At 44.5% G+C, this 11,871-nt stretch carries 11 protein-coding genes; 10 read left to right on the forward strand and 1 reads right to left on the reverse strand.

Going from position 1 to position 11,871, the window contains the following annotated elements:
* Positions 1–11: 11 nt before the first annotated feature.
* Positions 12–1,427 (forward strand): amidophosphoribosyltransferase, encoded by a 1,416-nt coding sequence (locus AB5170_RS02700; RefSeq protein WP_148462780.1) that lies wholly within the window; start codon positions 12–14, stop codon positions 1,425–1,427.
* Positions 1,428–1,444: 17 nt separating this feature from the next.
* Positions 1,445–2,380, forward strand: coding sequence for a YARHG domain-containing protein (locus AB5170_RS02705; RefSeq protein ID WP_227198876.1), 936 nt, complete (start codon positions 1,445–1,447; stop codon positions 2,378–2,380).
* Positions 2,381–2,502: 122 nt separating this feature from the next.
* Here the strand turns inward: AB5170_RS02705 and AB5170_RS02710 are convergent, their stop codons facing one another.
* Complete coding sequence (locus AB5170_RS02710; RefSeq protein WP_118579180.1) at positions 2,503–2,715, reverse strand: helix-turn-helix domain-containing protein; 213 nt, start codon at positions 2,713–2,715, stop codon at positions 2,503–2,505.
* Positions 2,716–2,919: 204 nt separating this feature from the next.
* Here AB5170_RS02710 and AB5170_RS02715 point away from each other — a divergent pair, with 204 nt between their 5' ends.
* The 8 genes from AB5170_RS02715 to AB5170_RS02750 all read left to right on the forward strand — a co-directional run bounded on the left by AB5170_RS02715 (position 2,920) and on the right by AB5170_RS02750 (position 11,833).
* On the forward strand, positions 2,920–4,515 hold the full coding sequence (locus AB5170_RS02715) for a YifB family Mg chelatase-like AAA ATPase (RefSeq protein ID WP_313720640.1): 1,596 nt from the start codon (positions 2,920–2,922) through the stop codon (positions 4,513–4,515).
* Positions 4,516–4,557: 42 nt separating this feature from the next.
* The gene (gene dprA, locus AB5170_RS02720) at positions 4,558–5,442 is read left to right on the forward strand and encodes a DNA-processing protein DprA (RefSeq protein ID WP_118579174.1); all 885 of its coding nucleotides are present in this window, start codon (positions 4,558–4,560) and stop codon (positions 5,440–5,442) included.
* Between the two features lie 42 nt (positions 5,443–5,484).
* Positions 5,485–7,563: a type I DNA topoisomerase gene (gene topA / locus AB5170_RS02725; RefSeq protein WP_195983261.1), complete on the forward strand. Its 2,079-nt coding sequence runs from the start codon at positions 5,485–5,487 to the stop codon at positions 7,561–7,563.
* 257 nt (positions 7,564–7,820) lie between these two features.
* Positions 7,821–7,937, forward strand: a complete 117-nt coding sequence (locus tag AB5170_RS02730) for a DUF6783 domain-containing protein (protein ID WP_368361412.1) — start codon at positions 7,821–7,823, stop codon at positions 7,935–7,937.
* The gene (gene codY, locus AB5170_RS02735; protein ID WP_118579172.1) at positions 7,918–8,703 is read left to right on the forward strand and encodes a GTP-sensing pleiotropic transcriptional regulator CodY; all 786 of its coding nucleotides are present in this window, start codon (positions 7,918–7,920) and stop codon (positions 8,701–8,703) included. Before AB5170_RS02730 ends, codY begins: the two co-directional genes overlap by 20 nt.
* A 427-nt stretch (positions 8,704–9,130) precedes the next feature.
* On the forward strand, positions 9,131–9,415 hold the full coding sequence (gene groES, locus AB5170_RS02740) for a co-chaperone GroES (protein WP_118579169.1): 285 nt from the start codon (positions 9,131–9,133) through the stop codon (positions 9,413–9,415).
* 44 nt (positions 9,416–9,459) lie between these two features.
* Entirely contained in the window at positions 9,460–11,082 is a 1,623-nt protein-coding gene (groL, locus tag AB5170_RS02745) for a chaperonin GroEL (protein WP_118579166.1), read from the forward strand.
* Between the two features lie 244 nt (positions 11,083–11,326).
* On the forward strand, positions 11,327–11,833 hold the full coding sequence (locus AB5170_RS02750; RefSeq protein WP_368361411.1) for a DUF6106 family protein: 507 nt from the start codon (positions 11,327–11,329) through the stop codon (positions 11,831–11,833).
* The last annotated feature ends 38 nt before the right edge of the window (positions 11,834–11,871 follow it).

The following is an 11,871-nucleotide window of genomic DNA, read 5'->3' on the forward strand; positions in this document are numbered from 1 at the left end:
ACTAAGGAAAAATGGGTGGAATTTTTGGTGTTGCGTCAAAGTCTGATTGTGTAATGGATCTTTTTTTTGGAATTGATTATCACTCCCATCTGGGTACAAGAAGGGGCGGAATGACCGTTTATAGCAGGAGCAGTGGATTTAACCGCGTGATCCATAATATTGAGAACTCACCGTTCCGTACCAAATTTGACAAAGATGTGGCAGAGATGGAAGGCAATCTTGGAATAGGCTGTATTTCTGACAATGAACCGCAGCCTCTTCTGGTGCGCTCCCATCTGGGAAATTTTGCAATTACAACAGTAGGTAAGATCAATAATATAGAAGCTTTGGTAGAGAAATGCTTCAAAGACGGGCATACCCATTTTCTGGAGATGAGCGGTGGCAGTGTGAATCCTACAGAGGTAACGGCAGCGCTGATCAATCAGAAAGACAGTATTGTTGAGGGAATCCGCTATGCCCAGGAAATGATCGAGGGCTCTATGACCCTTCTTCTTATGACAGGGGAGGGCATTTACGCAGCACGCGACCGTTATGGAAGAACTCCTCTTGTAATCGGCAAGAAGGAAGATGCATGTTGTGCTTCTTTTGAAAGTCATGCCTACATTAATCTTGGCTATGAAGACTTGAAAGAGCTGGGACCTGGAGAGATTGATTTTATCACCCCGGAGGGCGCACAGGTTCTGCAGAAGCCAGGAGACAAGATGCGAATCTGTTCTTTCCTCTGGGTATATTATGGATATCCAACCTCCACTTATGAGGGGGTAAATGTAGAGGAAATGCGTTACAAATGCGGCGATATTCTGGCAGGAAGAGATGCCGGAGAAGTGAATCCGGATCTGGTTGCAGGAGTACCGGATTCCGGTATTGCACATGCCATCGGCTATGCTAACCGCTCTGGTGTGCCGTTTGCCCGTCCGTTTATTAAATATACGCCCACATGGCCAAGATCTTTTATGCCGACTCAGCAGAGCCAGCGAAATCTTATCGCCAGAATGAAACTGATCCCAGTACATAAACTGATCAAAGATAAAAGCCTCCTTATGATTGACGACTCTATCGTAAGAGGTACCCAGCTTCGTGAGACAACAGAATTCCTCTATAACAATGGTGCTAAGGAGGTTCATATCAGACCTGCCTGCCCGCCGCTTTTATATGGATGTAAGTACCTGAATTTCTCACGCTCTAAGTCAGAGATGGATCTGATCACAAGAAGGATCATTGCGAAACGTGAAGGGGACAATGTATCAGACAGGATTTTGCAGGATTATGCAAATCCGGATTCTACAAACTACAAAGAAATGCTGGAAGAAATCCGCAAGGAACTGAATTTTACATCCCTGAAATATCATCGTCTGGATGATCTGAAGAAGTCAATTGATATTGAACCGTGCAAGCTTTGCACTTATTGCTGGAACGGACAGGAATAAACAGGAGGTGACTGCCTGTGAAAAAGCACAACAAAGATGTACTAAAAGCAACGCTGTTTGCCCTGATTGCCATATTTATCATGATTGGAGCAGCGGGGCTTCTGTTTGCCGAACATAAGAAAAAGATTCAGAAGGAGCAGCAGAAGAAGGCTGCCATTGAGGCTCTGGAAAGGGTGCCCACAGTGACACCGACTCCAGCGGCTACAGCTACGCCCACACCGGAGCCTACAGCCACAGTGACACCGACTCCAGTGATTACCAGGGCACCGGCGTTCATGGCTAGTGATTATATGGGAACCTGGTACAGCAAGGATGGACTGGTGACACTGTCTATAGACGACCTTACCCTGAAGTCTGTTACTTTTACTTTTTCTCAGGCTGGTGACAATGCCGGCACTGAGGTTTCGGAAGCTTCGGACACTGCAAAAGTGGCTGGAAATGCAGCAAAGCTTTCCTTTACAGATTCCTGGGGAAACCAGGTGCGTGGAAATATGACCTTTGATCAGGGCAAACTTTATCTGCGCCTTAATACAGCTTCCGCTGCAGAGGGTGCCGGGGTGACACCAAAGGTAGATGGGGTCCTTACAAGGGAGAAAGCCGCTTCTGTGACACAGGCACCTTCCGTGACTCCGGCTGATAATACAGATAAAACGGATCTCTCTTCTAGGGATTATATATTCCCGGACAGCAACAGCCGATACCTTACAGATGAGGATTTGTCAGGCTATTCATCTGACCAGCTGGAACTGGCGAAAAATGAGATTTATGCCCGACATGGCAGGAAATTTGTGACACAGAGAATTGCGGATTATTTTAACAGTAAATCCTGGTATAAGGGAACTGTGGAGCCGGAGACCTTTGATGCAGATACTTCTGTGTTTAATGAATATGAAGTCGCAAATATTCAGAAAATTGCAGATACGGAAGGAAAGCTTCGAAGTGAAGGAAAGTAACGGATATATGAAAAATACTTTACGGAATGTTACGAGTGAATGGTAATAACTTTATTTATGGTATACAAAATGAGGGGGAAATCGCATCCCCCTCATTTTGTACCTGTTCAGTACCTTTGCAATTACGGCATTTTTTTATTATCAGTACGGCCAACCAGATAGTCAATGCTGGTTTCATAATAATTTGCAAGGCGGATCAGCATTTCGATTGGAATGTTCCTGGAGCCAGTTTCGTAGTGGGAGTAGGAACGCTGGCTGATGTGAAGGATATCACTGATCTGCTTCTGGGACAGATCAGCGTCTGTCCGAAGGTCTTGAATTCTCTGAAATTTCATAGGTTCACCTCTTTTTCTTCTGTAGAGTCTGCAGGGACCAAATGTAACGAACAACGAAAAACGTCTGGCCCCGAATCCTTTCAGAAAGTATAAATCAGAACGAAATGCACTATTGCAATTCAGAGCAAAATGGGCTATAATGAATTTTGTATATCTTTTAATCATATCTTTTTTACTTTTATTCTTTTTTATTCCAGAGACACATTGAAATGGCAGAGCAGGTTCGCATATGGGGAAGAACTGTATCTGCAGAAAGGGATAAGATTGTTTGCAAGTGTTTTATCAGCGGCGATTTCAGGAATGGAAGTCTGCCCGGTTCAGGTGGAAGCTGATGTAAGCAGCGGTCTGCCTTGTTTTACTATGGTTGGATTTCCCAGCACCCAGGTGAAAGAAGCACAGGACAGAGTGCGCACAGCGTTAAAAAATAATGGGATCAGTCTGCCGCCTAAGAAGGTGACGGTGAATCTGGCACCTGCTGATCTGCGAAAAGAAGGGGCCGGTTTTGACCTGCCCGTGGCAGCAGCAGTGCTGGCAGCATCGGGATTTATAGAACCACAGCTTCTTCGGAATGTAATGGTGGTTGGCGAACTCAGTCTGAATGGGGAGGTAAGGAGTGTATCCGGAGTGCTGCCAAGAGTGATCCGGGCAAGGGAACTGGGATGCCGGTATTGTATCATTCCGTTTGAAAATCTGGCAGAAGGAGCTCTGGTGAAGGATATGAAAGTGGTCGGAGTCCAAAATATAAAAGAAGTTTTGAAGCTTGTCTCAGATCCGGATGCATTTGGAAAAGAAAATCAGTTTTCAGAGGAAAATTCAGAAGAGAATCAGGCAGAAGAGAATCTGGTGGATTTCGGGGAAATCTGTGGTCAGGAGAGTGCCAGAAGAGCTGCTGAGATTGCAGTCAGCGGGTTTCACAACATCCTGTTTATCGGCCCTCCGGGCACTGGGAAGACCATGCTTGCCAAAAGAATACCTACGATCATGCCCTCTCTTACTTTTGAGGAAAGCCTGGAGCTTACAAAAATCTACAGCATTGCTGGACTTTTAAGTCCAAAGAGACCATTAATTAAGGCAAGACCCTTTCGAAGTCCGCATCATACCAGTTCGTCTGCAGCTCTGGCTGGAGGCGGAAGGATCCCGGGTCCCGGTGAAGTGACCCTGGCTCACAGAGGCGTTCTGTTTCTGGATGAAATGCCGGAATTTGCAAGAGGCAGCCTGGAAGTGCTGCGACAGCCCCTGGAGGACAAGCAGATCCAGCTGTCAAGGGCAAGTGGAACGTACGTGTTTCCGGCGGGATTTATTCTGGTAGCAGCCATGAACCCTTGTCCCTGCGGCTATTATCCGGATATGAATAAATGCAGGTGCACACCTGGCGAGGTGAGTCATTATCTTCATAAGCTGAGCCAGCCCCTTCTGGAGCGGATCGATCTATGTGCAGATGTGCCGCCTGTTAATTTTTCCCAGATCTCAGGAGAAAAGTCAGGAGAAAGTTCTGCCCTTATCCGGAAAAGAGTGGAAAAAGCCAGAAGAATACAGCAGAAACGCTACCAGAATGAGAAAATCTGTTTCAACGGAGAACTGTCCGGGAAGCAGATACGGAAATACTGTGTGCTGACAGAGAATGCCTTTCAGGTGGCAAAAAATGCTTTTGAGCTTATGGAACTCAGTGCAAGATCCTATCACCGGATTCTGAAGGTTTCACGCACCATTGCGGATATGGAAGGGGAGGAACTGATACACACAAGACATGTTGCAGAAGCCCTTACTTACAAAGCATTTGATAAGAAGTACAGAAGCTGAATGAATTTATTCATAAAACCGCACGCAGGGAGGTATTTTAGTATGGAAGCAATGCAGAAAATCAAATGTTTAACTATAGAGGATTCCAATTTTCCAGATCGTTTGAGAAAACTTTCCGGAATGCCAAAAAAACTGTACTACATCGGAAACCTGCCAGATCCGAAGAAGCCTGCTGCAGCAGTGGTAGGTGCTCGCATGTGCAGTCCTTATGGCAGATGTCAGGCATTTAAATATGCAAGAACCATGGCAAGCTACGGTGTGCAGATCATCAGTGGAATGGCAAGAGGAATTGATGCAGAGGGGCATAAAGGTGCACTGGATACGGACACTCCTACTTTTGCAGTGCTGGGAAGCGGAGTGGACGTGTGTTATCCCAATTCCAACAGATGGCTTTATCAGCGGATCCTGGAAAAAGGCGGCGGGATCATCAGCGAGCTTCCCCCGGGCTCTCCGCCTGTGAACTGGGCTTTTCCGGCAAGAAACCGGATCATCAGCGGACTTTCCGATGCTGTTCTTGTGGTAGAAGCCAAGGAACAGAGCGGTTCCCTGATCACTGCAAACTTTGCCCTGGAACATGGACACAGTGTTTATGCCCTTCCGGGAGCTGTGACAGAGGAACTGAGCAGAGGCTGCAACAAGCTGATTTTCGATGGTGCAGGAATCGCTTACAGCCCGGAAATCATGCTTATGGAATGGGGAATCGAGGCAAAAAACAGACCTCAAAATGTGGAAAAAAAGAAGTTGGGGCTTGCGCCGGATTTGGATTTGGTGTATAGTGGTCTCGATTTACGACCTGAAAATCTGGATAATTTAATACGAAAAACCGGTTTTTCAGCATCAAAAGTCTGTGCTCTTCTGACAGAACTTCAGCTAATGGGGCTTGTGGGAGAGACAGGCAGACAATACTACAGAATATCAGGGGGATAATTTGTAGTGTATGTAGACTGAATACAAAGTAGGAGAGGTAGTATGGCTAAATATCTGGTGATAGTTGAGTCACCTGCAAAAGTAAAGACAATAAAGAAATTTCTTGGGGCAAATTATGAGGTAGAGGCATCTAACGGACATGTCCGTGATTTTCCCAAGAGTCAGTTTGGAATAGATGTGGAGAATGATTTCGAGCCGAAATATATAACCATCCGTGGTAAGGGGGAATTGCTTGCCAAACTTCGCAAGGCAGCCAAAAAAGCTGATAAGATTTATCTTGCCACTGACCCTGACCGTGAAGGAGAAGCAATTTCCTGGCACTTGATGCAGGCTCTGAAAGAAGATCCGGATAAAATGCACCGAATCACTTTCAATGAGATCACAAAGACTGCTGTAAAGGATTCCTTGAAGCATGCACGCGGTCTGAATATGAATCTTGTAGATGCACAGCAGGCGAGAAGAATGCTGGACCGTATGGTGGGTTATACCATCAGTCCGCTTCTCTGGGCGAAAGTAAAGAGAGGCTTAAGTGCCGGCCGTGTGCAGTCTGTTGCACTTCGCATCATCTGTGACAGGGAGGAGGAGATTAATTCTTTTATCCCGGAAGAATACTGGAGCCTGAATGGTGAATTCCTTGTGGATGGCGAGAAAAAGCCTCTGGAGGCTAAATTCTACGGAACAGACAAGAAGATGGATATCCACAATAAAGCTGAGATGGATGAGATTCTTAAGGTTCTTGAGAACGAAGAATTTGAGATCTCTGAGGTGAAAAAAGGCGAGAGAATCAAGAATGCTCCGCTTCCTTTTACTACCAGTACCCTGCAGCAGGAGGCATCCAAAACACTGAATTTTTCCACCCAGAAGACTATGCGTCTGGCACAGCAGCTTTATGAGGGTGTTGATATCAAGGGCAACGGTACTGTAGGTGTGATCACATACCTTCGTACTGATTCTGTACGTATTTCTGACGAGGCAGATGCGGCAGCAAGAAGCTACATCAGCAGCCAGTATGGAGAAGAATATGTGTCAGAAACAGCCAAGACAGTGAAGAAGGGACAGAAGATCCAGGATGCTCATGAGGCTATCCGCCCAACTGATATCAGCCGTACACCTGTACAGATAAAAGAATCCCTTACACGAGATCAGTTCCGTTTGTATCAGCTGATCTGGAAGCGTTTTGCGGCCAGCCGTATGGCTCCTGCGAAGTATGAGACTACCTCTGTAAAAGTGGCTGGTGGAGACTATACGTTCACTGTGTCCGCTTCCAAGGTAGCATTTGAAGGCTTCCTTTCGGTATATATGCAGGAAGAGGATATGAAGAAGGGAAATGTGTTAAGCCAAAGCCTGAGTAAAGGCATGAAGCTGAAACTGAAAGAGTTAAAGCCGGAACAGCATTTTACCCAGCCGCCGGCACATTATACAGAGGCTTCCCTGGTAAAGACCATGGAGGAGCTTGGAATCGGCCGTCCGAGTACTTATGCGCCGACCATCACCACCATTATCAGCCGCCGCTATGTTTCCAAGGAGCAGCGTAACCTTTATGTGACAGAGCTGGGCGAGGTGGTAAACAGTATTATGAAGCAGGCGTTCCCAAGCATTGTGGACGTGAATTTCACGGCTACCATGGAGGGACTTCTGGACTGTGTGGAGAATGGTACGGTACAGTGGAAGACAGTAGTCCGGAACTTCTATCCGGATCTGAAACATGATGTGGATGCGGCTCAGGAAGAGCTGGAGAAAGTAGACATCCATGATGAAGAGACCGATGTGATCTGTGATAACTGTGGTCGTCATATGGTGATTAAATATGGTCCTCACGGACGTTTCCTTGCATGCCCGGGATTTCCGGAATGCCGCAATACCAAGCCTTACTATGAAAAGATTGGTGTAGCCTGCCCGAAGTGTGGTAAGGAAGTGGTGCTTAAGAAGACGAAGAAAGGCCGTAAGTATTACGGTTGTGAAGATAATCCGGAATGTGACTTTATGTCATGGCAGAAGCCCTCGGATAAGAAATGTCCGGTGTGCGGAAGCTACATGGTGGAAAAAGGAAATAAACTGGTGTGCAGCCAGGAGACCTGTGGCTATGTAGAAGCCAGGCCGAAGGATGAAAAAGAAAATTAAGGTTGCTGTGAAGGGTGCGAGCAGTAACAAATTAAGGAATTTCCGGGGAAAATCTCCTGCAAGGCAGCTGTATTATGTTTTGCAGGGGATTTTTTAAATAAAAGCTCTATTACTTCCATTGTTTGATGAATAGTTTCAAAAACGTGATATTTTCAGAAAAGCTAAACAAAATTGAAAAATAGTAAAAAATAGCTTGTAAATAGTTTGAAAAACGTGTAGTATTAGAATAACAGGTAAAGTCAGAGCATGCCTGAAAAATGCTTTCTGCAAAATCTCCTGCAAAGTGGAGCGTACAGATTGCGGGAGTGGGTTTTCAAACAGGCTCTCATGTAACAAAAGCGAAGGGAGGACAAAATGAGCGTTCAGTTACTTGATAAAACAAGAAAAATCAATAAACTTCTCCATAACAGCAGTTCCAGTAAGGTGGTTTTTAATGATATCTGCCAGGTTCTGATGGATACTTTAAGTTCTAATATCCTGGTTCTCAGCAAGAAAGGCAAGGTGCTTGGTGTAAGCTTTTGCCCGGGAGTTGAGGAAATCCAGGAGCTGATAGCTGATGAGGTGGGCGGTCATGTTGACCCTCTGCTGAATGAGCGTTTTTTAGGGGTATTATCTACCAAAGAGAACGTGAATCTTCAGACACTTGGCTTTGAGCATGTTTCCAGCAGCTATCAGGGAATCATCAATCCTATTGATATTGCAGGAGAACGTCTTGGAACGGTGTTTATGTACCGCAAGGATCGTCCATATGATATTGAGGATATTATTGTCAGTGAATACGGCACTACAGTTGTAGGTCTTGAGATGATGCGGGCTGTACATGAAGAGAATGCTGAGGAAGACCGAAAGAAACAGGTTGTAAAATCTGCTTTTAACACACTTTCTTTCTCTGAACTGGAAGCTATCATCCACATTTTTGATGAGCTTGACGGAGATGAGGGAATTCTTGTTGCCAGCAAGATTGCAGACAGAGTAGGTATTACCAGATCAGTAATCGTAAATGCACTCCGCAAGTTCGAGAGCGCAGGCGTTATTGAGTCCAGGTCATCCGGTATGAAGGGAACCTATATCAAGGTTCTCAATGAAGTGATCTTTGATGAATTGGAAGAGATTAAGGCCCAGAGAAATAAAAAGGCCTGAATGAATTCAATAAATAATAAACAAGTGTACAGAAGAACTGTTTTCCTTCGAACGTGTTTGAAAAAGGCTTTCTGCAAATTGTGAAGTTGCAGATTGCAGGAACGCTTTTTCAAACACGCTCTGGAGGGCAGTTCTTTTTTGTGTATAACAGGAAACTTCGTTGGAATTCATGATTTCACAAAAAAACTTTACCAGGCAGTCTTCAGAAGCTTCGAAATAGAAAAAAATTCAGAAAATTTTTAAAGTGAGAAAACAAGAGAAAAAAAGAGCATAAAAGAGAATAAAAAAGAATATACTTAAAAATGCAACTATGAAAAGAGTTGCACAAATAACGATAATTCAATAATATAATGGACAGTGATTAGCACTCGGCAATAATGAGTGCTAGCAAGGAAAAGAAAAGCAATTCTAAAGGAGGACATAGATCATGAAATTAGTTCCATTAGGCGACAGAGTTGTATTAAAACAGTTAGAAGCAGAAGAGACAACAAAATCCGGTATCGTTCTTCCGGGACAGGCACAGGAGAAACCACAGCAGGCAGAGGTAATCGCTGTAGGACCTGGCGGAGTCGTTGACGGCAAAGAAGTGAAAATGGAAGTTACTGTAGGCGACAAGGTTATCTATTCAAAATATTCAGGAACAGAGGTTAAGCTTGACGGTGAAGAGTATATCATCGTAAAACAGAGCGATATTCTTGCAATTGTGAAATAAGACATAACCTTATAAATAACTTGAAATCAGGAGGATGATTCATTATGGCAAAAGAGATTAAATATGGCGCAGAAGCCAGAACAGCATTGGAGGCTGGTGTAAATAAACTTGCTGATACCGTAAGAGTAACACTTGGACCGAAAGGAAGAAACGTAGTACTTGATAAACAGTTTGGTGCTCCGCTTATCACAAACGATGGTGTTACAATCGCAAAAGAGATCGAGCTTGAGGATGCTTTCGAGAACATGGGAGCTCAGCTGATCAAGGAAGTTGCATCCAAGACAAACGATGTAGCTGGTGACGGTACTACAACTGCTACTGTACTTGCCCAGGCAATGGTTCATGAAGGAATGAAGAATCTGGCAGCAGGTGCTAACCCGATCGTTATGAGACGCGGTATGAAGAAAGCTACAGATGCTGCTGTAGAAGCAATTAAGAACATGAGCCAGAAAGTAAGCGGAAAGAAACAGATCGCAAACGTTGCATCTATTTCCGCTGGAGATAAAGAAGTCGGAGAGCTTGTTGCAAATGCAATGGAAAAAGTTTCCAACGACGGTGTTATTACTGTAGAAGAGTCCAAGACCATGCACACAGAGCTTGACCTTGTAGAAGGTATGCAGTTTGACCGTGGATATATTTCCGCATACATGTCCACTGATATGGAGAAGATGGAAGCAAACCTTGAGGATCCATATATTCTGATCACAGACAAGAAAATCTCCAACATTCAGGAAGTTCTTCCGCTGCTGGAGCAGATCGTACAGGCTGGAGCAAAACTTCTTATCATCGCTGAAGATGTTGAGGGTGAGGCTCTTACCACTCTGATCGTAAACAAATTAAGAGGAACCTTCCAGGTAGTAGCTGTAAAAGCTCCTGGCTATGGTGACAGAAGAAAAGAAATGCTTCAGGATATCGCAATTCTGACAGGTGGTACTGTAATTTCTGACGAGGTAGGTCTTGAACTGAAAGATGCTACAATGGCTCAGTTAGGACGTGCAAAATCTGTTAAAGTTGCAAAAGAGAATACTGTTATTGTCGATGGTATGGGAGATAAAGAAGCAATTGCCAATCGTGTTGCCCAGATCCGTGCTCAGATTGAGGAGACAAAATCTGATTTCGACAGAGAGAAGCTTCAGGAAAGACTTGCAAAACTTGCAGGCGGTGTAGCAGTGGTTCGTGTTGGTGCAGCTACTGAGACTGAGATGAAAGAAGCAAAACTTCGTATGGAAGATGCTCTTGCAGCTACCAGAGCAGCTGTTGAAGAAGGAATCATTGCAGGAGGCGGTTCTGCATATATCCACGCTTCCAAAGAGGTTGCAAAACTTGCGGCAGATCTTGAGGGAGATGAGAAGACTGGTGCAAACATCATCCTGAAAGCACTGGAAGCTCCGCTGTTCCGTATTGCTGCTAATGCAGGTCTTGAAGGTGCAGTTATCATCAACAAAGTAAGAGAGTCTGAGCCAGGTGTTGGTTTTGATGCTCTGAACGAGAAATATGTAAACATGGTAGACGAGGGAATCCTTGATCCTGCAAAGGTTACAAGAAGTGCTCTTCAGAACGCAACAAGTGTTGCTTCTACTCTGCTTACAACTGAGTCTGTTGTTGCAAATATCAAAGAAGATACTCCGGCCATGCCAGCTGGCGGTCAGGGTATGGGAATGATGTAATTTCCGGCAGCGGAAAACAGAACGGAAAATCCATGAAAGGATTTTTGAAGGTATAATTCAGAACTCATAAGGGTCGGTGTCAAAGACGCTGGCCCTTTTGCATTCAATAAAAGTCATTTTTTACTGTTACTGTGTATTGGCAATATTCCGTGTTTTATCAGGAACAATGTTCACAGGAAAACTTTTGTGTGTTATACTTAGAACAACATGCCGGCTGGCAAAAAAAACAAAGGAGAATTGTAATATGAGCGATTTGTATTCCGAGCTGCTTGTAAAAAAAGAGCGGACCGCAAAGGACAGGCTGATAAAAGGCAGTATCATTGCACTGATCGTGCTTCTGGTACTCGCAGGTCTGTTTATCATGCCCCTGCTTCTGATCGCGGCAATTGTGCTGGGAGTCTGTGCCTATCTTTTTATCTTTCCAGGCACTGATCTGGAATTTGAGTACCTGTTTGTAAACGGAGAACTTGACATTGACAAGATCATGGCAAAGTCCAAGAGAAAAAGAGTAAAAAGCCTGAACATCACAGAATGTGATATTATGGCACCTCTTAACTCACATAGAATGGACTATTACAACAGCAACCAGAAGCTGAAAGTACAGGATTTTTCCTCCGGAAATCCGGAACATAAGCGTTTTGCAATTGTCTGCCGCGATGGCGCAGATACCTGCAAAGTAATTATCGAGCCAGATGAAATATTGGCAAAAACCATGAGAAATACTGCTCCGAGCAAAGTATTTTTAGATTAATTTACTAGATTGACACACTTTTAGTTTTTTGCTACACT

It is taken from the genome of Ruminococcus sp. RTP21484sp1_RTP21281st1_A8_RTP21281_210402 (assembly GCF_040914025.1).
Taxonomy (GTDB): domain Bacteria; phylum Bacillota; class Clostridia; order Lachnospirales; family Lachnospiraceae; genus Blautia_A; species Blautia_A faecis.